Annotated in this window: 23 protein-coding genes; 2 read left to right on the top strand and 21 right to left on the bottom strand. The window is 41.1% G+C overall.

The window, feature by feature from the left end; translation table 11 throughout:
- Nucleotides 1–47 precede the first annotated feature (47 nt).
- The 9 genes from minD to ACH8E3_RS09260 form a co-directional block, all read right to left on the bottom strand.
- A complete protein-coding gene (minD, locus tag ACH8E3_RS09300) occupies nucleotides 48–842 on the bottom strand; it encodes a septum site-determining protein MinD (RefSeq protein WP_458632351.1) in 795 nt (264 codons plus the stop codon).
- Nucleotides 843–845: 3 nt separating this feature from the next.
- A complete protein-coding gene (locus tag ACH8E3_RS09295; protein WP_458632350.1) occupies nucleotides 846–1,505 on the bottom strand; it encodes a septum site-determining protein MinC in 660 nt (219 codons plus the stop codon).
- An 81-nt stretch (nucleotides 1,506–1,586) separates the two neighbouring features.
- Entirely contained in the window at nucleotides 1,587–2,117 is a 531-nt protein-coding gene (mreD, locus tag ACH8E3_RS09290; RefSeq protein WP_458632349.1) for a rod shape-determining protein MreD, read from the bottom strand.
- Nucleotides 2,117–2,992: a rod shape-determining protein MreC gene (gene mreC, locus ACH8E3_RS09285; RefSeq protein WP_458632348.1), complete on the bottom strand. Its 876-nt coding sequence runs from the start codon at nucleotides 2,990–2,992 to the stop codon at nucleotides 2,117–2,119. Before mreC ends, mreD begins: the two co-directional genes overlap by 1 nt.
- A gap of 53 nt (nucleotides 2,993–3,045) precedes the next feature.
- On the bottom strand, nucleotides 3,046–4,068 hold the full coding sequence (locus ACH8E3_RS09280; protein WP_458632347.1) for a rod shape-determining protein: 1,023 nt from the start codon (nucleotides 4,066–4,068) through the stop codon (nucleotides 3,046–3,048).
- Nucleotides 4,069–4,107: 39 nt separating this feature from the next.
- On the bottom strand, nucleotides 4,108–4,797 hold the full coding sequence (gene radC, locus ACH8E3_RS09275) for a RadC family protein (protein WP_458632346.1): 690 nt from the start codon (nucleotides 4,795–4,797) through the stop codon (nucleotides 4,108–4,110).
- A gap of 41 nt (nucleotides 4,798–4,838) precedes the next feature.
- Nucleotides 4,839–5,441, bottom strand: a complete 603-nt coding sequence (locus ACH8E3_RS09270; protein WP_458632345.1) for a Maf family protein — start codon at nucleotides 5,439–5,441, stop codon at nucleotides 4,839–4,841.
- Between the two features lie 22 nt (nucleotides 5,442–5,463).
- Nucleotides 5,464–5,706 carry a DUF4321 domain-containing protein gene (locus tag ACH8E3_RS09265; RefSeq protein ID WP_458632344.1) on the bottom strand — a complete coding sequence of 81 codons (243 nt, stop codon included), beginning with the start codon at nucleotides 5,704–5,706 and terminating at the stop codon, nucleotides 5,464–5,466.
- A gap of 119 nt (nucleotides 5,707–5,825) precedes the next feature.
- Nucleotides 5,826–6,962 (bottom strand): SPOR domain-containing protein, encoded by a 1,137-nt coding sequence (locus ACH8E3_RS09260; RefSeq protein ID WP_458632343.1) that lies wholly within the window; start codon nucleotides 6,960–6,962, stop codon nucleotides 5,826–5,828.
- Between the two features lie 239 nt (nucleotides 6,963–7,201).
- Between ACH8E3_RS09260 and ACH8E3_RS09255 the strand changes: the two genes are divergently transcribed.
- Together ACH8E3_RS09255 and ACH8E3_RS09250 are read left to right on the top strand one after the other, a co-directional pair.
- Nucleotides 7,202–7,621 carry a YlbF family regulator gene (locus ACH8E3_RS09255; RefSeq protein ID WP_458632342.1) on the top strand — a complete coding sequence of 140 codons (420 nt, stop codon included), beginning with the start codon at nucleotides 7,202–7,204 and terminating at the stop codon, nucleotides 7,619–7,621.
- A gap of 115 nt (nucleotides 7,622–7,736) precedes the next feature.
- A complete protein-coding gene (locus ACH8E3_RS09250) occupies nucleotides 7,737–7,970 on the top strand; it encodes a DUF2249 domain-containing protein (protein ID WP_458632341.1) in 234 nt (77 codons plus the stop codon).
- 88 nt (nucleotides 7,971–8,058) lie between these two features.
- Here the strand turns inward: ACH8E3_RS09250 and murC are convergent, their stop codons facing one another.
- The 12 genes from murC to hemA all read right to left on the bottom strand — a co-directional run bounded on the left by murC (nucleotide 8,059) and on the right by hemA (nucleotide 24,064).
- Nucleotides 8,059–9,432: a UDP-N-acetylmuramate--L-alanine ligase gene (murC, locus tag ACH8E3_RS09245; protein ID WP_458632340.1), complete on the bottom strand. Its 1,374-nt coding sequence runs from the start codon at nucleotides 9,430–9,432 to the stop codon at nucleotides 8,059–8,061.
- A gap of 7 nt (nucleotides 9,433–9,439) precedes the next feature.
- Nucleotides 9,440–10,816, bottom strand: a complete 1,377-nt coding sequence (locus ACH8E3_RS09240; RefSeq protein ID WP_458632339.1) for a bifunctional folylpolyglutamate synthase/dihydrofolate synthase — start codon at nucleotides 10,814–10,816, stop codon at nucleotides 9,440–9,442.
- A 40-nt stretch (nucleotides 10,817–10,856) separates the two neighbouring features.
- A complete protein-coding gene (locus tag ACH8E3_RS09235) occupies nucleotides 10,857–13,526 on the bottom strand; it encodes a valine--tRNA ligase (protein WP_458632338.1) in 2,670 nt (889 codons plus the stop codon).
- 477 nt (nucleotides 13,527–14,003) lie between these two features.
- Nucleotides 14,004–15,137, bottom strand: a complete 1,134-nt coding sequence (locus ACH8E3_RS09230; RefSeq protein WP_458632337.1) for a LysM peptidoglycan-binding domain-containing protein — start codon at nucleotides 15,135–15,137, stop codon at nucleotides 14,004–14,006.
- 112 nt (nucleotides 15,138–15,249) lie between these two features.
- Nucleotides 15,250–16,167, bottom strand: a complete 918-nt coding sequence (locus tag ACH8E3_RS09225; RefSeq protein WP_458632336.1) for an RluA family pseudouridine synthase — start codon at nucleotides 16,165–16,167, stop codon at nucleotides 15,250–15,252.
- Nucleotides 16,164–17,465, bottom strand: a complete 1,302-nt coding sequence (gene hemL / locus ACH8E3_RS09220) for a glutamate-1-semialdehyde 2,1-aminomutase (protein WP_458632335.1) — start codon at nucleotides 17,463–17,465, stop codon at nucleotides 16,164–16,166. Before hemL ends, ACH8E3_RS09225 begins: the two co-directional genes overlap by 4 nt.
- A 23-nt stretch (nucleotides 17,466–17,488) precedes the next feature.
- Nucleotides 17,489–18,487, bottom strand: a complete 999-nt coding sequence (gene hemB, locus ACH8E3_RS09215) for a porphobilinogen synthase (RefSeq protein ID WP_458632334.1) — start codon at nucleotides 18,485–18,487, stop codon at nucleotides 17,489–17,491.
- Between the two features lie 180 nt (nucleotides 18,488–18,667).
- The gene (gene cobA / locus ACH8E3_RS09210) at nucleotides 18,668–20,218 is read right to left on the bottom strand and encodes a uroporphyrinogen-III C-methyltransferase (RefSeq protein WP_458632333.1); all 1,551 of its coding nucleotides are present in this window, start codon (nucleotides 20,216–20,218) and stop codon (nucleotides 18,668–18,670) included.
- Nucleotides 20,219–20,222: 4 nt separating this feature from the next.
- The gene (gene hemC, locus ACH8E3_RS09205) at nucleotides 20,223–21,170 is read right to left on the bottom strand and encodes a hydroxymethylbilane synthase (RefSeq protein ID WP_458632332.1); all 948 of its coding nucleotides are present in this window, start codon (nucleotides 21,168–21,170) and stop codon (nucleotides 20,223–20,225) included.
- 3 nt (nucleotides 21,171–21,173) lie between these two features.
- Complete coding sequence (locus ACH8E3_RS09200) at nucleotides 21,174–21,821, bottom strand: precorrin-2 dehydrogenase/sirohydrochlorin ferrochelatase family protein (RefSeq protein WP_458632331.1); 648 nt, start codon at nucleotides 21,819–21,821, stop codon at nucleotides 21,174–21,176.
- Between the two features lie 7 nt (nucleotides 21,822–21,828).
- A complete protein-coding gene (gene ccsA / locus ACH8E3_RS09195; RefSeq protein WP_458632330.1) occupies nucleotides 21,829–22,659 on the bottom strand; it encodes a cytochrome c biogenesis protein CcsA in 831 nt (276 codons plus the stop codon).
- Nucleotides 22,660–22,672: 13 nt separating this feature from the next.
- Entirely contained in the window at nucleotides 22,673–24,064 is a 1,392-nt protein-coding gene (hemA, locus tag ACH8E3_RS09190; RefSeq protein ID WP_458632329.1) for a glutamyl-tRNA reductase, read from the bottom strand.
- Nucleotides 24,065–24,149 lie beyond the last annotated feature (85 nt).

Below are 24,149 nucleotides of genomic sequence, written 5' to 3'. Positions count from 1 at the left end.
GCTAAACTTGCAGCTTTTAAAGACAGTCCTAACAAGCTCCGAATCCATTATCCCATTCCAAGAAAATTCTTAAATCGTTTGAATGCACCTGGCTTATTATCCATTTGCATTAAGGGTACCGTGTCACCAAGAATACGACGAGCGATATTGCGATATCCAATCGCTGCTTTGGATTCAGGATTCATGACCGTAGGCTCCCCATTGTTAGCCGCCTTGATGACATATTCATCATCTGGTACGATTCCAATCAAATCGATATTCAATACTTGTAGAATATCTTCAATCTCAAGCATGTCACCGTTCTTCATCATCGCAGGTCGTATTCGATTCACAACTAACATAGGTGCTTTAATATTTGAAGATTCCAACAGACCAATAATTCGGTCTGCATCACGTACTGCAGCATTCTCTGGAGTCGTAACTACAATCGCTCTGTCTGCGCCAGCGATTGCATTCTTGAATCCTTGCTCAATACCCGCAGGGCAATCAATAATGACATAGTCATACTCTTTCTTAAGCTCTAGGATGATATCCCTTACTTGCTCTGGTCTAATCGCATCCTTGTCTTTGGTCTGCGCAGCTGGAAGCATATATAACTCATCAAAGCGTTTATCTTTCACAAGTGCTTGACCTAAACGACAACGTCCTTCTGCTACATCGATTAGATCATAGATAATCCGATTCTCAAGTCCCATAACAACATCTAAATTACGAAGTCCGATGTCGGTATCCACCAAGCAGACCTTTTTGCCAAGCAGAGCGAGAGCAGTTCCGATATTTGCTGTAGTGGTTGTTTTCCCCACGCCACCTTTTCCAGAAGTAATGACAATAGCCTCTCCCATGAACTACACCCCCTTAAACATCTTGAAATCTCTACCCAAACGAACGATGTTACTCATTTTGTCAATTTTCATGACACCTTCTTGTATATAGGCAAATTCATTCGTCGTCTCCCATGTGTCCCACTCGTCAGGCGGTCTACTAATCATATCAGATATTCTTAACTGTGTTGGTGCAAAGTAGGATGCTGCAATGATGGCATCTTTATTACCTTCTATACCGGCATGTGCCATACCACGCAACGCGCCAAGAATATAAATATCACCTGTACATGTCACAGAACCACCAGGATTGACATCGCCTAGAAATAACAAGTTCCCTTGATGTTGAAGCGTCTGACCAGATCGCACAATTCCACAAATGGTTGTAATATCACTACCTGTGCTTTCTTCAGGCTTATATTCTGATTCTACTGAACGCACTAATAGATTACCCTTTTGTTTCATAATTTCAAGTATATGATTCTTCTGGTCCTCAGTCACAACTCTTGAACCTAGTTTAATATCTACATGTATAATAGGGCCTGCTAAAATATTCGTATGACTGTACTCCAATTTATAGCGAAGCTCAGTCAGTAAATCTTCGAAATCACAGTTAGCATCCAGAAGGAATACCAGGCCATCCTTAATTCCCTTAATCGTGACATGATTGGATTTCACAGTCATAACCTGTCCCTCCCACTCTTCTTTCATTTCGTCCCGTGAGTCCCAAGTTCCTGCTTTGATCCTTAATTTGTCGTATTTAGACTAAGAAACGTTTTTCTTTTGGCTAAATTTATTTATTTGTTCTAGTTGAGATCGTAAAGGAACATAAATGATCAACCCGAATACAAAATGAATAAACACGTTAGGAAGAATATGATGAATTAATGCCCAATCATACGTTGTATGATTCAATTGAAATAACGAGTATATTCCAAACAGTGTGCTATCTAATAGTAAACTACCTAAAAGAATAATGGTCATCATGATAGGCATCGAAGCTCTTGGAATTTGAAATACGAATCCCATGAAATAGGCGGAGAAGCCCATTGCAAATGAATATGTACCCATAATCTGTCCATAGAAGACAATATCATGCAACATGCCAAACACAATACCTAGAACTAATGCTGTATGTCGATGATGATATACGGATACGAACAGAATGACGACGTATACTAAATTGGGCACAATTCTGGATTGCCACGCCCCGGGAATAAGCCAGGGCACCACAGTTCCTTCGAGAATAAAGAGGACGAATAACAACAATAACAGAACGGATCTACGCATCATCACTATTCTAGAACCTCCGGTGTAAACACTACAAATAATTGCTTCCAATCAACGAAGCTTGCTGAAGGAATAATTGTAGCTGTCCTTAATAGTCCCATTTCACCCACTTGGATGCTATCCACAGTACCCACGATCACACCTTGTGGATAGAGACCACCACTCCCCGAAGTAACTATGGTATCTTCTTCTTGTATCGGGTCATCCTCTTTAATACCACTCATTCGTAAAGTTCCGCTCTTCTGATCATAACTCTCAATAATACCAAATGTCTTATCCTGTTTGTTAAGTGCTGTTGCAGCTATAGCATTTGTATTAGGATCCTTAACATCCATCGTCGTGATCAGTTTCACTGTTGAAGTAAAGTTGCTCACTTGACTTACCACACCGACAAGCCCTTCTACAGAAGTGACTGTCATATTCACCTTCACACCATCGCGTTCACCGATATCTATGACTAACGACCTGTTATTCGTATCCGGATTGACGCTAACAACCTGTGCGATATGGAACTCATAATTATTTTTCTCTCTTTGCATCTCGGTGAAATTAAGTGCGACTTGAAGTCTCTTATTCTCTGCTTCCATAAAGTTAAATCGTGCTTTCTCACGCGTATACTGGGCTAGTGCAATCTTTAACTCTTCGTTCTCCTTATAGATACCTTTCATATTGCCGATATCTCCAAACAAGCCCGCTATATAGCCAGCGGGCTTATAAAATACGTTCTGTGCAAAACCAACCGTGTCTCTTACGAATTTCTCAGGCCAAGACAACGAAGTCCTTGAACCTATTGTAAACCCCATAAGAGTGATAAACATAACAAGTCCTATCAATATAACAAATAATCTCTTATTTGAAAGCAATTTAAACAGTTTCAACACCCTCTAACATTGCTTATTTCTCTCCCACATCAGGGTTAGCTCCGATGATCCGTCTATCTTTTGGATCTAGAAAGAGACTTGAACAAATGAATATTATCTAAAGCTTTGCCCGTGCCGATCGCTACACAATCCAACGGATTCTCTGCAACAATCACAGGCATTCCTGTCTCTTGTGCTAGTAACTTGTCCAAATTACGTAGAAGAGCCCCACCGCCAGTCAATACAATTCCACGATCCATAATATCTGCTGCAAGTTCTGGTGGACACTTCTCTAGCGTAACCTTCACAGCTTCAATAATAGAATTGACTGTATCTCCCAGTGCCTCACTAATTTCATCTGAAGTAATCGTGATGGTCTTCGGTAAACCCGTGACTAAATCTCGACCACGTATTTCCATCGTTTCAACTTGATCTAACGCTTGTGCCGAACCGATATCTATCTTCATTTGTTCAGATGTCCGTTCACCAATCATCAAGTTATATTGACGTTTGATATATTGCATAATGGATTCATCCATATCATCTCCAGCAACGCGAACTGAACGACTCGTTACAATTCCACCAAGAGAGATGACTGCCACTTCCGTAGTACCGCCACCAATATCTACGACCATACTACCTGTCGGCTCCCATACCGGAAGATCAGCACCAATAGCGGCTGCAAATGGTTCTTCGATAATAAATGCTTCTCTAGCCCCTGCTTGCTTCGTTGCATCCTCAACAGCACGTTGTTCCACAGCAGTAATTCCGGATGGAACACATACCATGACATTAGGATGTCTTTGAAATATCGAACGAGGCTTCTGTGCTTGCTTAATGAAATATTTAATCATTGTAGCTGTAATATCAAAGTCAGCAATTACGCCATCTTTCATTGGTCGGATCGCTTGGATATTGCCTGGTGTTCTTCCAATCATTCTCTTAGCGGATTCACCAACAGCCTCAATTGTTTTAGTATCTAATCTAATGGCAACTACAGAAGGTTCTCTAACAACAACTCCCTTACCACGCACATACACAAGTGTATTAGCTGTTCCCAAATCAATTCCTAGGTCTTTCGTAAAGCCTCCAAACATGTTGTAAACTCCCTTTCTATGTCCATCTCAACAAGTATATTACATTAAACCTTGTTCTTTCAAACTAACGAAATTGCCATCACCAATCACAACATGATCTAGCACCTCAATCCCAATGATATGACCTGCTTCTACTAAACGAGAAGTCAATGATATATCTTCAGGACTAGGTGTAGGATCACCACTAGGATGGTTATGTGCACATACAATGGATGCGCTACTACATTTGATTGCAGCCCGAAACACCTCGCGCGGATGAACGATGGCAGCATTTAGACTCCCCATCGAAAGCGTTTCTTGCATAATGACATGATTTTTTGTGTTCAGAAATAAACAGACAAAATGTTCCTTTTGCAGATATCTTAGTTGTTCACTAAGTAGATCTACTGCATCACGAGGGCTACGGATCGTAACGACATCACTCATTCGAGCCCTTGACAGTCTTTGTCCCAATTCAATTGCAGCTTTAAGTTGGACTGCTTTTGCATTTCCAATGCCTTTAATTTGTGTGAGTTCACTAATACTAAGATCCACAAGATTACGAATACTTCCTACTTGTTTCATAATCCGTTGGGCTAAATGAATCGCAGATTCTTGATGGGATCCCGTACGTAATAGGATAGCTAATAATTCAGCGTGACTTAAAGCCTCCGCCCCATAATTCATCATGCGTTCTCGTGGTCGTTCTCCATGGGGGAGGTCGCGTAATAACATGGCTTGCGACTCCATTGTATTCCCCTTCTTTCTAACATTTCAAACACCTCAAAAAATCATAGCACTTCCAGTCCCAACTCAGATAACATTTCGCTTAGAAGAGACAATGGTAACCCTACAACATTAAAATAACATCCTTCTATGTGATCAATGAACGTCGCTCCAAGTCCTTGTATTGCATAAGACCCAGCTTTATCTTGAGGTTCGCCACTATGAACATAAGCGGAAATTGTACGATGTGATAAGGACTTCATCGTGACAGAAGTGACTTTATGGTTGATCAATGTTCTTCCAGTTAACACATCAATACAAGCCACGCCAGTATATACCTGATGTGTTGTACCCTGAAGTGATAATAACATATGATAAGCATCCTGGTCATTGTTTGGTTTGCCAAGCACCTTGTCTCCTAGCACAACAATGGTATCACTACCTACAATAATACCTGGTTGAGTATAGCTTGCTATGGATTGGTATACAGCTTCCGCTTTTCGATGAGCCAGGCCTTCAACGATCTCCCTAGGTGTCCAATGCTCAGGTGTATTCTCATCTGCATGACTTGCCCGAATTTCGTATGGAATACGTAAGATCGAGAGGAGTTCATGTCGACGGGGGGATGTAGATGCAAGTATAACCATATGTGAATGTTTCGATGTCAATTGAATTTCCCCTTCACCCCGATTATAGCTTCCGATACAGCCATATAGAGATAATAACACTGAACAAACTAAGCAAACATACCTTTAGTCGTATCGTGAAATCATAACTAATGATATCGAGATCGGCTTGTGGTGACCACTTTATAACGGTTGATTTAGTCATAAAGGATAGGCTTTCAATAGGTTCCAGCGCTTGAGCTAGTAAAGCCCCTACGAGCCAGCCGAGCACAAGAAACAATATCAGCATTCCTACGTTTCTCTTCATTCATATCTTCCTCGCCATTTTTTGACACTCATATTATTATACGGTTAATTCTACTTCAACACAAACAAAAATCCGACAAGGGATGTATTACCAGCTTCCTTGTCGGATTTTTAATCAATTCAACTCTTTATCATTAATTGAAGAACTTGTTTCTGACCCATCATATATTGCATCATGAATGATTGAATTTCCCACAAGTGACCTTTTGATGTGTTCTTGTTATACTCAGCAACCGAAGACAAAGCGCTGTTCATAGATAGTTCCATCTGTTTAACCTTCGCCAATGCTTCTGTGTTCAGTCCTGTCTTGAAGGTCTTCATGGATTCTGTCCATAATCGATGTAATTCTGTCAAAGCTACGGTCTCACTATTACTTAGAGGAATCGGACGTTCCATACCAAGTAAGGATGCTGATTGGTTACTTAAAGACGAAATCAACTTTGCACTAACATCGTAATAATCTTCTACCATGTCAACACTACCTGCAAAAGCAACTTCACGAACAGCCAACAGTGGTATTTCGCGTACATAGAGTTCTACACCCTGGGTCTTTAACTGATTACTTAACAATTTAGCTTGTTCCCGATCTGTGGATATTCCTGCATATACGCGATTCTCCTGATCTGGATCATCACCAGCCGCTAAACCGAACTGTTCAAGCTCTTTCTTAGCTATTTCTACTCGCTTAATATCACTAAACACACCATATTGCAGCATATAATAGGTTTGCGGTTCAATGGTTACTGGTATCATGGCTACTGATACATCAGTTGAAACAGGTGCCATATTGGTAACAGCAACGACTTCTTTATCCTTTGTTGGAAGAACATCCTTAGAAATAACACCCGTAGGATCAATAAAAGATAACACGACAAAACCGAATAATGCTCCGGTGACTACCGCTGCGGTGACCGTGCCGAATATTTTCCACAATGATGTTGGTCGATTCTTTCTATATTCTGTATAATCAGCATCTTCTAAGGGGAGATCATCATGTTCATCATCACGTACAGTATCCCTGCGATGTGTATTCATCTTCAGTTCACTCCAATGATCATTCCTGCTGAATGGATCTCCCCAACCATCCATAGGTTCGGGAACAACGGTTAGTTTAGGATATTCCGTTTGTTGTGTCTTATCCTTTATTTCCGGATGGTTTTCACTCTTTACATCATTATCTTGTGTCGTCTCTTTGTCACTCCGCTTTGTATTCCAATCCATTTCATCAAATCGAAATGTCATCCGTCCTTTACTCACTATGAACACCTCACCTTGTCTCATCTTCTATGATATAGATATATGATAGATTTCAGAAAGATATGTTCAATATGGATAAGCTATTCATTGTCAGTGTGCGAAAAATACACGGATATGACATTTGATTTGTGCGACCAGTCACAATGTCTGCCTGTTACAGTATGTAGAGTAGGTGTTGTTAATATATTCATATTTGAAGTACAAAAGTTTATCCATTTGATATAGAGGAGGATATATGTATGATCAACACACTAGATAAAAAGCCTATTGTAGAGAAAATGGAAGAACTATGTTCTTCATTATTACAGCAAGATGCTTATCAGGAATTAAGAAAAATGATTGACTGTTTCGCAGAGAATGACCAAGCGATCGAGAAATACGAACATTATTTAGCATTGCATCAGATCATAGATCAAAAGAAAATGCAAGGAATAGAGATCACCGAGGTAGAAGTCCAAGCATTCGAAGAAGAAGAGGGTGAAATGTATAAGGATGATGTGATCCGACAATTTCTATTTGCACAACGCGAGTTCAGTCAACTTCATAGTTTAGTAAGTCAGTATTTCACCAAGACTGTGGAATTAAATAGACTTCCTGAACACAATGAACTTAAAAAGGGTGGATGCGGATGTGGTGGGAATTGTAGTGGAGGGCATTAATATCATCTATTAGACACGTTAATCCATGTATGTGATTGGACTCACTAAGTCCAATCATCCCCTACTTTATAATAACAATTAGTAAGAAACTATCCCTTTAGGAGGCGAATATTACATGAGTCAATTTGCTGCAACAGTCAATGCTACTGAATATCCACCACATTTGAAACACAAGGTGATCTTCGAAACCTTCAATAATCTTCAACCATCGGAAGCGATGCTATTAATTAATGATCATGATCCGAAGCCACTGCGTTTTCAGTTCGAATCGATGCATTCAGGTCAATTCACTTGGGAGTATATTGAACAAGGACCAACGACGTTCCAAGTTAAAATCGAAAGATTATAATTCCACTTTGTTATATATAAATACACGCGCTATTCCAAGGGAATAGCGCGTGTATTTATATTATGATCTTCCTTCGAAGATTTCACCATTAATCTTTCTTCATATCTTTCGCAAGTTCGACGCCAACCTTCCAGATATCGCCAGCCCCCATAGTTAGAATAACATCCCCAGGTGCCATTCGATTCCGAAGGTCTTCTAATACCATTTCCTTCGTCTGAATATATCTTGCTGAGGCATTACTATTCTGTACGATAAGATCAACTAGTCTCGAGGAATTGATCCCTTCAATTTCTTTCTCACCTGCGGGCGAGTAAATGTCTGTTATAATCACTTCATCTGCCTCGCTAAATGCACGACTAAAGGCATCTAAGAGAAAGAATGTTCTCGAGTAACGTTGGGGTTGGAATACCGCCACAATTCGTTTGCCCGTTGCCTTCGCCGCACTAATTGTAGCTTCAATCTCGGTAGGATGATGAGCATAATCATCAATAATCAGAATATCGTTCTCTTCACCCAATACTTGAAATCTGCGTTTGGCTCCACTGAATGCCACAATTTCTTGTACGATAGATTGAAATGGTATGCCAGATTTCAGACAAGTGATAATGGTTGCCATTGAATTATATACATTATAGAGACCCGGAACAGATAACTTAACAACTCCAAGCTGTTCTCCTTTATGGCTTATCATATATGAGACTTGTCGATCTCCAAGCACAATCTCACTTGCCATATAATCTGATTCTGTCTTGACGCCATACGTAGTAATCGATCCTTTTAGATGTGGTAATATCGATTGGATATTCATATCATCCGCACAAATAATAGCTGTCCCGTCTTCTCTGATTTGGTTCAGAAATTGGATATATGCTGTCTTTAATTCCTCAAAGTCACTATTATAGTTCTCCAAATGATCCGCTTCAATATTAGTGACTACCCCAAGCCAAGGATGGTATTGTAAAAAGGAACCATCACTCTCGTCTGCTTCCGCAACTACGTGCTCACCTTGACCAGCCTTCGCATTCGTTCCCACATTCATTATTTCTCCACCAATAATATAGGTAGGATCAATGCCACATCTCTCCATAACTAAGGCAATCATAGATGAAGTCGTCGTCTTCCCATGCGCCCCTGCTACAGCTACACCTTTACGCTCATTTAGAAGCCGAGCAAGCATTTGAGATCGATGTAACACAGGAATGTTGAGGTTCTCAGCTTCTACAACTTCTACATTATCTTTGGATAGAGCGCTTGAGTATACTACGACATCAGCACCATGTACTTGTTCTGCTGTATGCCCAATATAAATCTTAGCTCCCTTAGCAGCTAACTTTACCGTCAATTCTTGAGAAACCATGTCTGAGCCAGTCACCGTAAAGCCCATTTCTAACATCACTCTTGCGATGGCACTCATTCCGTAACCACCAATACCTATAAAATGAATATGTTCTGATGTATTCAACTGTTATTCACCAACCTTTTTCAGAATCGGATTGATTCAAGAGAGATCCTCGCACGTCGGCAATTAAATATAATGTACCAGATACCACCCCAAGATCCTCCTTTTCCGTCCGTAACTTTAAATTTTCTAATGCTATTTTCCAATCTGCTTCTACAATGATCTGCAAAGTAGGTTTAGCATAATCGGCTTTTAAACGCTCTACAATCTCAAATAACTTATAGGCATCCATCTTCTTACGAAAGTCAGGTTCTGTAATAATAAGTGTATCCACTAAAGGAAGTATATGCTTCAAGTATGATTCATGATGCTTATTCTCCAGCATCCCTATCATCAAATTTAATGATTGGTATTTATAATGTTGAGGAATACTGTTAGCTAGACTCTCAGCACCCTCCGGGTTATGTGCACCATCAACGATAATTCTAGGCGAAGTCGTAACTTCCTCTAATCGTCCTGCCCACTGAGTATCCTTGAATCCTTGAAGAATATCTTCATCATCCATGACAAAAGCCATATATTGACGAAGTATTTCTAGCACCATCATCGCACCTGCAGCATTCATAATCTGATGCTCACCTTTTAGACCAATCTCAATATCCAAGGCACGAAAAGGTCCCGCAAAATGTAGAGACTGAACTTTATCATTCATGGCTGTTCGTTGATACGTAAATCGCTCACCAGCAAGATACAACGTTGTATTATTTCTTTCTGCCGTTGCCTTAATAATATCCACAACTTCTGGTTGTTTAGCACAACTAACGACAGGAACACCTGGCTTAATAATACCCGCCTTTTCTGCTGCAATAAGTGAAATCGTATCGCCTAGAACATCTGTATGATCAAGCCCAACATTCGTAATTACAGAAACGACGGGTGTAACAATATTGGTTACATCCAGTCTTCCCCCAAGCCCCGTCTCCCATACGACAATATCAGGGACACAGACCTTTGCAAAATATAGAATGGCAATAGCCGTAGATACTTCAAACATCGTTGGTGAACCTTGCTCCGTTCCTGCGATATTCTCTACCACGGGTCTTATCGTATTAGTAAGCGCCAGTAGGGTCTCTTCAGGAATGTCTTCCCCATTATATTGAAATCGGTTCGTGAATTTAGTGATATATGGTGATGTGAACGTTCCTACAGAATAACCAGATTGCAACAATACCTTTGTTAAAAAGGCACATGTAGATCCTTTACCATTCGTACCCGCTACATGAATGAATTTGAGGCGTCTCTCCGGCCGTCCAAGTTGTTCCATCATCAATTCCATACGTGACAACCCTGGTCTAATACCAAAAGGTATCAAACCATTAATCCAATGGACTGCCTCATGATACGTTGTAAAAGGTTCAATCGAACCTTTTAGCTGATCATCTCTCATACCGTTCACCCTCAAATCTATACCATATTTAATATCTGATTTATGCTCGTAATTCTTCAATTCTTGCTAATACTTTGCTACGCTTATTCGCATAGTCTGTCATTTTTGCCGTTTCTTCTTCAATTACTTTTGCCGGAGCCTTCGCAACAAAGCCCTGATTACCTAGCTTCTTCTCCACTCGCTCAACTTCTGCATTTAAAGCTTGTACTTCTTTTTCAAGACGTCCAATTTCTTGCGCAATATCAATCAACCCCGCTAAAGGTAAGTATAGTTCTGCACCTGTTACAACAGCAGTTACTGATTTATCTGGAGCTGTAATATTCACGTCTACTTCAAAATTAGAAGTATTACAGAAACGTTTAATGTATTGATCGTTATTTTTCACAATATCAAGAACAGCGTTGTCCCCAGCTTTAATTACCAGTTCAATTTTCTTACTCATAGGAACGTTCACTTCCGCTCTGATATTACGAACGGTACGGATGATATCCATCAACATATTCATTTCATTGACTGCCCCAATATTCTCGAAGCTAGAATCAGCCTTAGGCCACGCAGCTAATGTGATCGTATTCCCCTCATGTGGAAGGTGCTGCCAGATCTCTTCTGTAATAAAAGGCATAAATGGATGTATCAATCTTAGTGTACGATCAAGAACATAAGCGAGTACAGATTGTGTGTTCTTCTTAGCTACTTCATCTTCACCCCAGAATGATAGCTTAGCGAACTCAATGTACCAGTCGCATAGATCATCCCAAATAAAGTTATATAGCAGTCTGCCTGTCTCTCCAAATTCATACCCATCGATTAGACGTGTTATATCTCGTGAAGTCTCATTAAGACGATGGAGAATCCATCGATCTGGTGTTTGTAAATCACCGCTGATATCAATATCTTCAAATGTGAACCCTTCTAGATTCATAAGAGCAAATCGAGAAGCATTCCATATTTTATTAGCGAAATTACGTGATTGTTCCACACGCTCCCATCGGAAACGTAAATCTTGACCCGGTGTACTGCCTGTAGAAATCATATAACGCATAGCATCTGCACCATACTTTTCAATAACTTCTAATGGGTCCACACCATTACCTAATGACTTAGACATTTTGTGACCATCTGAATCTCGAACTAGACCATGTAACAATACATCCTTGAACGGAATCTGATCCGTAAATTCCAGTGCTGTAAATATCATGCGTGCTACCCAGAAGTAGATAATATCGTAACCAGTCACGAGTACATCAGTTGAATAGAAACGTTTCATATCCTCTGCATCTTCATCAGGCCAACCAAGCGTTGAGAAAGGCCATAGTGCTGAACTAAACCAAGTATCCAGAACATCATTATCTTGTTGAAGTTCTTTGCTCCCACACTTAGCGCACACAACTACATCATCCTTAGAAACATGTAGTTCTCCACACGATTCACAATACCACGCTGGAATGCGATGGCCCCACCATAACTGTCTAGATATACACCAGTCACGTACATTCTCAATCCAATGCAAATAAATCTTCTCGAATCGATCTGGAACAAAGTTGACGCCTTCTCCAGCTTTTTGTACTTCAATCGCACGTTCAGCCAATGGCTTCATCTTAACAAACCATTGTGTTGATAGATAAGGCTCTACAACAGCACCAGTACGCTCACTATGTCCAACCTGATGAACATGATCTTCAATCAGAATGAGGACACCTTGTTCTTGTAAGTCTTTAACAATTTGTTTGCGACAATCGCTACGATCCATTCCTTCATACTTTCCTGCTAAGTGATTCATAGTACCTGTATCGTCCATAACAATAATCTGTTCTAACTCATGACGCAGACCCATTTCGAAGTCATTTGGATCATGTGCTGGAGTGATCTTGACTGCACCACTACCAAATTCTCTATCTACATATTCATCCGCAATAATCGGTATTTCCCGATTCACGATTGGAAGCAACACCATTTGACCAATCATATGTTTATAACGCTCATCCTTAGGATGTACTGCGATAGCAGAATCCCCAAGCATCGTTTCAGGACGTGTAGTTGCTACAACAATCCTTCCACTTCCATCCTTTAGGGGATAAGATAAGTGGTATAGATGGCCTTGTACTTCTTTATGTTCTACTTCAATATCAGATAACGCTGTGCGTGCAACTGGATCCCAGTTAATAATATACTTGCCACGATAAATGAGCCCTTTCTCATAGAGCTTCACAAAGACTTCCTTCACGGATTTAGATAGACCCTCATCCAAAGTGAATCTTTCTCTTGAATAGTCAAGGGACAACCCCATCTTCGCCCATTGATCATGGATAGTAGTCGCATATTGATCCTTCCATTCCCATACTTGCTCCAGGAACTTTTCACGACCTAGATCGTAACGGGTTAAACCTTGCGCACGAAGCTTCTGCTCGACTTTGGTCTGTGTAGCTATCCCTGCATGATCTGTTCCAGGAAGCCATAGCGCATCATACCCCTGCATTCTCTTCGTACGAATCAGAATATCTTGCAACGTGAAATCCATCGCATGACCGATATGAAGCATTCCCGTCACATTTGGTGGTGGAATAACAATGGTATACGGCTTGGCATCAGGTCGTTGACCTGCTTTGAAGAATTCACCTTCTAACCAATATTTATACCATTTCGTTTCCGTAGATTTAGGGTCGTACGTTGTTGGCATTTCGGTTGTTGTCTTCATCTCATTGTCAGTCATTGTATTAAACCTCCATTACATTATCGAGAACTTCCATAAACATCAGAAAAAACCCTAAGTCCTCAAAGGACGAAAGGTTACTCTTTCGCGGTACCACCTTTGTTTCGTGTAAGTAGATATTTCGCTAATTATAACTAATTAACCTGCATATCAAACAAATCACGACACTCATACAGATAACGGCTGCAGCCGGCCACATTCTAATCATCGGAGATTTCCCTGATAGACTCAAATAGGCAACTCAAGGGTGACTGCAATTGAATGCATCCTACGGAATCTTTCAGCAGTGCAATTCCGCTCTCTGGAGGGCATATCAACCACTCTTCCCATTCACAGTTGATTGTCAATATTATGTCTTAATAATAGCGTTCTTATAACACATAGTCAACATCTTATACGACAAAGGAACGATCTCAGTTGTAGCGAATCACTACAACTGAGATCGTTCCTTTGTTTATGAAATCATTATATATTTCGTTAAGGGATATAAAGAATCTGACCTTCTTCAATCGTCTGATCAGCTAAACGATTATATAACAAAATCTCCCTAGGACTCATTTCATATCGATCTGCAATCAGATCAATGGTTTCTTGTTTCTGTACAATACAAAGTCTAAGTTTACTGAAAGGTGTTCTTTCTGATGATCCTCCAAGAAAGAGACTTTTCCATTCTACTTCCTCACTTCGTTCCTGCTCTTTATTCGCCTCTTGGGCAATAAGTTGTTCCTCAATGGCCTGGTTTTCTAGATCCTTTAAAGATCTCGCCCGACTAGACTTCAATATGCTCGATAAACCAATGTGATCTTGTTGAGGTGATGATGGCTCTCTTTTACTGCCAAAACCAACTTTCATCTCTGCTTTCCCATCATTGATCTCCGATTGATCCGAATCTACGCTTTCACTGGTTAGGAGTGAGTTCTCTTCCGTCAGCGCACTATCAGATCCATGTAAAGAAGTTTCTTCATGCGTTTGCATCACACTAGAATGATCTGTAACACTGTTGAGGGTTGACGAAGTCTGCCCCACATGGTCTTCAGATTCTATTGCCCATACATTGGAATGCTCATTCATTCGTGCAAGAGCTTCCTCATCCATATGTAGCAAGGAGCCCTCAGGATGATCTTCTAATACAGCATTCGACAACTCCTCATCGCGTAGATAAGATGGGGTATCTTGAAAAGAAGGCCAATCAGGAGCATGTACAACCGTGAAATCCTCAGCGTTCCACGATGGATTATTGACTTCCGGCGATTCAATTCCCTTCAAAGATAACACGCCAGTAATATTAAGGCTTCTCTGACTTAATAAATCGATATCAAAATTCTCAATTTCAACTGCGATCTCATTAAAGGACGAGATACGGTGAAGTGGTACAGTTATTTCAACTGGAATATAATGCTCCAGTCGTTGTGTACCTTCCTCTTCTCGCTCGCCTCTGTAAATCCCTGTTAGCAATAAGTGACCTCGGAGTAATGCTTGCTCCTCTTGGTTAATCACCTGGATATACGGTAACAGTTCAACCTCTTCAAGTTCAGAAATACCGACAACTTCTTCTGACAATTGAATGCGTTCGTAAACATCAAAGCGCAGACCGTAGGACTGATCAAACACAGGTAACGTCCTCCTTTTTAGCATATTCTAACCATGAGTAAACTCACGGCATGAGCCGATTATTTTTAACTCACTTTATCTATATGCATCAAATTAGAACGCATGCCTCTTTTTAGATCAATCCTCCCGCTTCATTTCGAAGATTCGTTCGTAACGCAATCATATCGTCAGGCCACGGATCTGCAATCTCCAAATATTCACCTGTCAGTGGATGTGTAAAGCAAAGTCTTTCCCCGTGAAGTGCTTGTCTTGCAAAAAGTTGATGACTTCCTCCATAAAGAATATCTCCTAACAAGGGATGCCCTGCATAACTTAAATGGACACGTATTTGGTGAGTACGGCCCGTTTCCAATTCCAGATAAATAAGGCTACTTCCTCGGTAGACCTCACCAACGCGTACGCGTGTACGTGCCTCTTGCCCCGTAGGTGATATACGTCGACGCTGAGCATGATGGCGATCTTTTCCTATAGGCAGATCGATCATCATAAGCGTTGGAGAAACCGTTCCTTCCACGAAGGCGATATACTTTCTCTCCATTTGTTTCAAACGCATGTCTTCATCTAACTTCAATTGTGCCCATTCATTCTTAGCATATAGGACCGGTCCAGACGTATCCTTATCCAATCGATGAATATGCCTAACAGCTACATCTTCACCTTTACTCTCATAGTGGAAAGCTACCAAGTGATCCAATGTCACCTCGTCAGGTCGCCCATCCGGATGTATAGTCATCCCAGCTGGCTTATGAACGACCAAACAGAAATCATCCTCATATAGGACATGAAGCTCCTGCCATTTGGATTCAATACCTAGAGCCCGAGATGGAAATATTGCTATTCTCAGCTTATCTCCATGCCATTGAATGCCCTTCTCATGCTGAAGACGGCGCAACAATTTCTCAGGCATGCCTACAACATTCAATAACCACTCTAGCGTTTGCATTTCACGATTGTCTGAGCGGGAGACATCCTTGCTCGCGTTAAGTTCCAACCACTCTCCACGGCGGCTCCAGTTACCGTTGTAACTCATAGACTTTTAAGTGCTTGATAATTAGCCTCAATACTATAATCAATGTCTTCCATTGTATGTGCAGCAGATACGAACATTCCCTCGTACTGTGACGGCGCTACACTCACACCCCGATGAAGCAATTCGCCGAAATACCGACGGAATAAATCGGAATCGCTACTCTTCGCTGTATCGAAATTGATCACCTGTTCACTCGTAAAGAATGGACATACCATGGAACCGACACGGTTGATCGTTACTGGAACTCCCAGCTCTTGAGCGTTACGCTCTAATCCCGCTTGCAGTCGTGCCGCACGTTCTTCTAGTTGGTTGTAGACTTGTGGAGTGAGCAACTTAAGTGTCGTGTATCCAGCTGCCATAGCCAATGGATTCCCACTTAATGTTCCTGCTTGATATATAGGTCCAGCAGGAGATACCTGCTCCATAATTTCACGTTTACCCCCATAGGCACCTACAGGAAGACCACCACCGATAATTTTACCTAGGCACGTTAGATCGGGTGTTATTCCGTATAATCCTTGCGCGCAGTTCAGATCTACGCGGAATCCCGTCATCACTTCATCAAAAATAAGTAAGCTTCCATATTGGTTCGTCACATCACGTAATCCTTGCAGAAACCCTGGGCATGGGGGAACAACACCCATATTTCCAGCGATAGGCTCAACAATGATACATGCAATCTCTTCCCCAAAACGTTCAAATGCTACCCTAACTGATTCAAGATCGTTGTATGGAACCGTAATTGTATTCATCGCAACAGCTTCAGGAACTCCAGGACTATCAGGCAGACCTAAAGTTGCGACACCAGAACCAGCTTTGATCAATAGGCTATCTGCATGCCCATGGTATGAACCTTCGAACTTCACAATTTTGGATCTACCTGTAACCCCACGTGCTAGACGAATAGCACTCATGGTTGCTTCTGTCCCAGAATTCACCATTCGTACAACATCTATGGATGGAACTCGCTCGCAGACCAACTTCGCCATCTCAGTCTCAATTAAAGTTGGTGCACCAAAACTCGTGCCATGCAAAGCTGTTTCTCGTATAGCTGATACTACCTCTGGATGGGCATGTCCCATAATCAATGGGCCCCACGAACATATATAATCAATAAATGAATTACCATCAATATCATACACACGAGATCCTTCTCCACGCTCAACATAAACCGGAGTTAATCCAACCCCTTTAAATGCACGGACTGGACTATTGACCCCACCAGGTAAATATTGTTTCGCTTCTTCAAAAGCAGATTTAGAAGCTTCTTCACTGCGTCTTCCTAAGAACTGAGTCATCCTTCAACACTCCTGTCGTTGTATTATTGTGCTAACCAACCTGCGATGTCCTTCGCAAAATAAGTAATGATAATATCTGCGCCTGCACGCTTCATTCCCGTAAGCATTTCTAGAACAATGACTTTCTCGTTAATCCATCCTTGTTGTGCAGCTGCTTTAACCATCGCATATTCACCACTAACGTTATATGCAACCAAAGGAAGATCGAATCGATCCTTCAACATACGTATAATATCTAAATAAGCTAATGCTGGTTTCACCATAAGCATGTCAGCACCTTCAAGAACATCTGCCTCCGCTTCTCTAAGCGCTTCACGTGCGTTTGCCGGATCCATTTGATATGTCTTGCGATCACCAAATTGAGGGGCAGAGTCTGCAGCTTCTCGGAATGGACCATAGAAAGCGGAAGCATACTTAACTGAATAGGACATAATAGGTATATTCTGAAATCCTGCCTCATCAAGACCTTGACGGATTGCACCTACAAACCCATCCATCATATTCGATGGTGCAATGATATCCGCACCTGCTTCAGCTTGAGATACTGCCGTCTGAACAAGCAAATCTAGTGATTCATCATTGAGAACATCGCCATGAATATGACCATCACGTTCAAAGGTATGTACCATCCCACAGTGCCCATGATCTGTAAACTCACATAAACAAGTATCTGCTACAACCAACAAGTCTGGATACCATTCTTTAATAAGACGTGTCGCCTCTTGAACGATGCCATCTTTTGCAAATCCTGATGATCCAATACTATCCTTTGTTTCTGGAATCCCAAATAATAACACTGCTGGTATCCCTAAGGTAGCAATCGTATCCACTTCATCCTTTAACATGTCTAATGAGAAATGATACACACCAGGCATCGAACTGATTTCTTGTTTAATCCCCACACCGTATGTAACAAAAATGGGTTGAATTAGATCTTCTACATGTAATACAGTCTCTCTTACCATACTGCGTATTCCCGCAGATTGACGTAACCGTCGATGCCTCACGATTGGAAAATTCATTGTTGTTGATAACCCTCCTAAAATTTTTTGAGCATAGACTTCATGAAAGTCTTCGAAAAAACTTACCTCGAAAGCATAGACTTCGTTTTGGGCATAGTCTTCATGAAAGTCTTCGAAAAAACTCACCTCGAAAGCATAGACTTCGTTTTGAGCATAGTCTTCCTTCACAAAAGAGTGAACTCAATCCTTCACTGCATTCCATTGGCAGAGCGATTGAACAAGACTGTCTATAGTCGCTTCTTCTGCAATCATACCCACACTTAACCCTTCAGATTTAGCGGTATTTGCTGTGATCTCTCCTATACAGAAGGTCTTAACACCTTTCAATTGTTTGATTGGGTCTTGAATCCCCATCCGTTTCACGATGGTTAAGAGATTGCTCACTGTTGATGAACTGGTGAATGTAATGGCATGAATGCGATCTTCTTCGAACATTCTTAACAATTCGATATCATCATCTTCTGTTATGACGGTATGATATGTAACGGTGTCAGTTACTTCAAGGCCTATTTCCGTTAACTTCTCAGGAAGCCACTTCCTACCTTTATCTCCCCGCGGTAACAGAACCTTCTGACCTGGTTGTAACTGATCTCCGAACATCTCCACCATTCCCTCAGCTTGGTACACTTCAGGCAAGTGTTCTGGTATGATGCCCCGGTGAATCAAAGCTTCTGCCGTAGCTGGACCAACAGCTACCACCTTTGCACCAAATAACGATCTTATATCTCGTCCTTGTTCTTTCAAATGTTGAAAGAAAAATTCCACGCCATTTACACTAGTGAAAAATACCCAGTCATATGCTTCCAATTCAGCGAACGATAACTGCAAATCATGTATTTCCTGAGGATCGGTTGGTTTCACCATGTTTATCACTGGGAATTCGTACGGTTCACCACCAAGTTCCTCAATTCTATTAGCCAACTCGCTAGATTGCGAACGTGCACGTGTCACTAAAATCCGCTTTCCAAAAAGAGGCATATCTTCAGCCCACATTAATGTTTCTCGTTGCGATACCACATCACCTACAACGATAACAGCTGGTGCTTGAAAATTCGCCTTTTTCACTTTGTCCGCAATATCGGCAAGTGTTCCTGTCAATGTCTCTTGCTCTGCACGTGTTCCCCAACGGACCAGAGCTACAGGTGTGCTTGGTAGTCGACCATGTATTATCAATTGTTCGCTAATATAACCAATTTTGGCAACACCCATCATGAAGATGAGTGTTCCCGTTGCATTCGCTAACTTATCCCATTGAATCACGAGATCCAGCTTATCAGGACTTTCATGTCCAGTAATAATGGATAAGGAAGAGGCTAGTTCTCGATGGGTGACCGGAATTCCTGCATATGCAGGTACACTGATAGCAGACGTAATCCCAGGAACAATCTCATATCGAATGCCATTGTCCCGTAACAACGCCGCCTCTTCACTCACACGGCCAAAAATAGTAGGGTCACCGCCCTTCAATCTAGTTACCGTTTTGCCTTCCAATGCAAGGTCTACTAATAGCTGATTAATGTCTTCTTGTTTCATGGTATGGCGATCTGGAAGTTTCCCAACGTATACCTTTGTAGCACCCGGTCTCATCGATTGTAGTAATCGTGGATTTGCCAAACGATCATATACAACGACGTCTGACTTTTTTATACATTGTAAGCCTTTGACCGTAATTAACCCGGCATCTCCCGGTCCAGCTCCTACTAAATATACTTTTCCAGCTGCGCTTGTCATACAATCATCCCCTTACTTGAGCCAATATATTCTCTGCGCCTTGTGCAATCAACTTGTTCGCTACTTCAAGGCCTAACTTGTTAGGGTCTTTACCAATACATGTTTCTTTTAGAATCACATCACCTTCAGGCGTACCAACCATACCCGTCAATTGTATAACTTTGGAATTAGGTTGAGAAGGATCTTCAATCCATATCGCATGAGCACCAATCGGTACCTGACACCCACCGTTCAATACACCTAGAAATTTACGCTCTGCCGCTACGGTCATTGATGTGTCTGTATCATTATATAAGTCTAGAAGTTCCCGAAGTTCCTTATCATTAACACGGCACTGAATGCCTAACGCTCCTTGACCAACAGCTGGTAGACAAAGTTCTACTGGGATATAAGATGTAATGCGATCTTCCCACGCCATACGTTCTAGTCCAGCAACCGCAAGAATAATGGCCTGAAATTCACCCGCTTCAAGCTTGCGAATTCTCGAATCAATATTTCCTCGTATCGGCTCCAACTGAAGATCAGGACGATATGCCTTGAGTTGACTTGAACGTCTCAAGCTACTTGTACCTACTTTCGCTCCTAAAGGCAATTCATCAATGCTCATCCCATTCAAGGAGATCAGACAGTCACGAGCATCGACACGTGTAGGTACAGCTCCATTCATTAATCCCTCCGGCAACTCTGAAGGCATGTCTTTCATACTATGCACAGCCATATCAATCTCTAAGTTGAGCATGGCTTCTTCAATTTCCTTTACGAATAAACCTTTACCACCTACTTTTGAAAGTGTAACGTCGAGAATACGATCCCCTTTGGTTATAATCTTCTTCACAGTGAATTCAAAATCAAACCCATGCTCATTATTAAGTTTCTGTAAAGCTTCAATAACTTGACCTGTTTGTGTTAAAGCGAGTGCGCTTTGTCTGCTACCCACCGTAATCGTCCGCATAGCTTATTCCTCCTCATTCTGACTAATCCATATCTGTATTTCCTCTTTGCTCCATTCGATATAAGTGCCCTGACGAATATCGTCAAGAATATGCAGTTCCGCTAATCTCTTCAACAATCTCCCCCGCCGTTCAAGGGATACAACACTATTCTTAATGGCAGAACGAATGCGATATATGACATCGAAATATGCCTCATATTCCACACCATATTGCGCAGCTAACGTATTACTTATACTAGTAGCCATACCTGGACTTGCTCCTAAAGTTGATACAGCTATCGTCAATCTTCCTCGCTTCACAACTGCTGGATGAATAAATGAACCCTGTTCTGCATCACTCACTAGATTAACGGGAATATCATTTTGGTGTGCTTCGTCTGCTATATTCTTATTAATAATTTCATTATTGGTAGCCGCATACACAATCCAATATCCTGAAGTATCACCTTCAACGAAATCTCTTTGCTCCCATTGAATTAACCCATCTTGATGCCAAGCCAATAACGCTTGCGTAAGCGAAGGGCTAATGATGGTTACATTTGCTTGCGCGTCAAGAAGTAGTCTAGCCTTCCTCTGTGCGATCGTACCGCCTCCAACAACGAGGCATTTGCGATCTTCACAAGCTAGTAGCATATGGATGAACCCTGACATAGTGAGCTCACACTCCTGACCACCAATGAAATTTAGACCATGAATTTAGCATTAGATTGATGAAGATCATAATATAACCAATCAATGCCCAAATGGAAATGACTGCACCTGAGTTTTTCTTAGAACTTCTTTTCATTAAATACAATATATAAATGCCAAATCCTATGAAGGTGGTCACCACTTTGAAATCTAAGAGCAGTTCCATCCTTCCTTTTGAGATAATGGAAAGAACAGCTACAATCATAGATATACACAGTAGTGGTAACCCCGATATTACACCGTAATAAGAGTACTTATCCATCATTTCAAGGCTCGGTAATCGTCTAACTGTATCATTCCACTTCTTGTCTTTTAATTTCTTATGCAAAAATAGATACATCGAAGCAAACACAGCCGCAACTGTAAAGGCGACGACACTTAGATTTGCCAATATGACATGGAATACTAACAATCGGTGTACACCTTGCCAATGCATCATGGGATCAGCACTTAGATCAAATAAGAAATAATTAAGGACAAGGATACAAAATCCGATCACACTTAACAATAACACTGCGAACTCAGACTTCTTCAATAAAGACAGGAGTAATGACGCAACCACCAGTATGAACCCTAACATCAATAAGAAATCATACAAGGTAAACACTGGAATCATACGTTCCTTCCACATTCGAATTCCTAGAAATGTGAATTGAACAATAAATACAACTACAAGAAGCCCCGTTCCTATCCATTTCGATCTAAGATTGCGTCGAATACAATCAGAGAACAGGAACAAAAGGCTCAGAGCATAAATATATAAACTAACATCATAGATCCCATTTAATAACATCATCATCTCTCACCCACCTTTATCGGCTAGCCGGCATCAAAGATACCTTAAGAGTTGATCTGTTCTCCGAAGATGAAGAACTGCCTGTCCCCTTTAAGGGATTCTTTGGCATAACCATCAAATCATCATCTGTTCGGTTATTCAGCTGATTCTCCAAACCAAAAATCTGTGTGAAAACGTCCAGGGATTCTTCTCCATTCTTCTCACCAGTCATTTCCTTTATTCTGTTGATAGGATCATGTAACATTTGATTTATGATACTTTTGGTATGGCGACGAATAACTTTTCTTTGATGTGCATCCAGGTCAGGTAATTTATTAAATAAACTTTCCATCGTTTCTTCATGGATGATATTGGACTTTTCCTGTAGTGCACGAATAACCGGTCTAACCCCAAGTGTTTTTAGCCATTGATTAAAAATCAACATTTCTTCCTCGATCATTATTTCAATCTTATCCGCCTCCACACGTCGCATCTCTAGATTACTTTGAACAATACCTTCTAAATCGTCGATATCATATAAAAAGACGTTATCAATATCACCTATGCTAGGGTCTATATCTCGTGGCACTGCAATATCAATAATAAATAATGGGCGAGATTGTCTTCGTTTCATACTATATTTCACTTGATTAGCATTTAATATATAATTCTCCGCCCCTGTAGAGCTAATTAGGATATCTACTTCATCCAATCGCTCGATCGCCGCTTGCAAGGTGCACGGTGTGCCGTTAAATCTCCGAGCTAGTTCCTCTGCACGTGCAAATGTTCGATTCGCAACGATCACTTCAGCTGCCCCGTTGGAATATAGATGTTTCACAGTTAGTTCGCTCATCTTACCCGCACCAAGAATTAACACCTTCTTATTAGTAAACAATCCAAATATCCGTTTGCCTAACTCAACAGCCGCATAGCTGATGGAAACAGCACTTTCACCGATATTCGTCTCTGAATGAACCCTTTTACCCAAGGTGACGGCCTGCTTGAAGAGCGTGTTGAACCACATACCTGTTGCCTGATTGCACTGTGACACTAGAAATGCATTGCGTACTTGACCTAGTATCTGCGTCTCTCCAAGAACCATGGAGTCTAGACTACACGTCACACGGAACAAATGAGCTAACGCCTGTTCATCTTCATAGATATATATATGTTGCGTGAACTCTTCACGAGGAATACCAAACCACTGTTCTATGAAACCACGAATGAAATAACCACACATATGTAGTCGATCGACGACCACATAGATCTCTGTGCGATTACAAGTTGCAACAATAACCCCTTCTAGCACGGTCTTGGTTCGTTTTAATTGATGCAAAGCATCCGGCAAATCCTGATCTGTAAATGCGAATTTCTCTCTCACCTCTACAGGCGCTGTTCGGTAATTTAACCCTACAACGACGATATGCATATATGAAGTCACCTACCTCAACTAATTTAGATATTCCCCAGATTTTATATAAATCAATACATGAATGAATTTTAATTTCGATAAT

It is taken from the genome of Paenibacillus sp. CMAA1364, assembly GCF_054373195.1.
Note: the sequence above shows the minus strand (reverse complement) of the source record. Positions and strands in the feature narration are given on the sequence as shown.

Excerpts from the sequence above, each read along its gene's own strand:
- hemL (WP_458632335.1), bottom strand. The coding sequence starts at position 17,465 with ATGACTCAGTTCTTAGGAAGACGCAGTGAAGAAGCTTCTAAATCTGCT.
- ACH8E3_RS09280 (WP_458632347.1), bottom strand. The coding sequence starts at position 4,068 with ATGTTTGGAGGCTTTACGAAAGACCTAGGAATTGATTTGGGAACAGCT.
- ACH8E3_RS09200 (WP_458632331.1), bottom strand. The coding sequence starts at position 21,821 with ATGTCAGGGTTCATCCATATGCTACTAGCTTGTGAAGATCGCAAATGC.
- ccsA (WP_458632330.1), bottom strand. The coding sequence starts at position 22,659 with ATGATGATGTTATTAAATGGGATCTATGATGTTAGTTTATATATTTAT.
- ACH8E3_RS09235 (WP_458632338.1), bottom strand. The coding sequence starts at position 13,526 with ATGACTGACAATGAGATGAAGACAACAACCGAAATGCCAACAACGTAC.
- minD (WP_458632351.1), bottom strand. The coding sequence starts at position 842 with ATGGGAGAGGCTATTGTCATTACTTCTGGAAAAGGTGGCGTGGGGAAA.
- hemA (WP_458632329.1), bottom strand. The coding sequence starts at position 24,064 with ATGCATATCGTCGTTGTAGGGTTAAATTACCGAACAGCGCCTGTAGAG.
- radC (WP_458632346.1), bottom strand. The coding sequence starts at position 4,797 with ATGGAGTCGCAAGCCATGTTATTACGCGACCTCCCCCATGGAGAACGA.
- ACH8E3_RS09225 (WP_458632336.1), bottom strand. The coding sequence starts at position 16,167 with ATGAGTTACAACGGTAACTGGAGCCGCCGTGGAGAGTGGTTGGAACTT.
- hemB (WP_458632334.1), bottom strand. The coding sequence starts at position 18,487 with ATGAATTTTCCAATCGTGAGGCATCGACGGTTACGTCAATCTGCGGGA.
- cobA (WP_458632333.1), bottom strand. The coding sequence starts at position 20,218 with ATGACAAGCGCAGCTGGAAAAGTATATTTAGTAGGAGCTGGACCGGGA.
- ACH8E3_RS09240 (WP_458632339.1), bottom strand. The coding sequence starts at position 10,816 with ATGAGAGATGATCAGCTAAAAGGTTCGATTGAACCTTTTACAACGTAT.
- hemC (WP_458632332.1), bottom strand. The coding sequence starts at position 21,170 with ATGCGGACGATTACGGTGGGTAGCAGACAAAGCGCACTCGCTTTAACA.
- ACH8E3_RS09250 (WP_458632341.1), top strand. The coding sequence starts at position 7,737 with ATGAGTCAATTTGCTGCAACAGTCAATGCTACTGAATATCCACCACAT.
- ACH8E3_RS09255 (WP_458632342.1), top strand. The coding sequence starts at position 7,202 with ATGATCAACACACTAGATAAAAAGCCTATTGTAGAGAAAATGGAAGAA.
- ACH8E3_RS09295 (WP_458632350.1), bottom strand. The coding sequence starts at position 1,505 with ATGACTGTGAAATCCAATCATGTCACGATTAAGGGAATTAAGGATGGC.
- ACH8E3_RS09265 (WP_458632344.1), bottom strand. The coding sequence starts at position 5,706 with ATGAAGAGAAACGTAGGAATGCTGATATTGTTTCTTGTGCTCGGCTGG.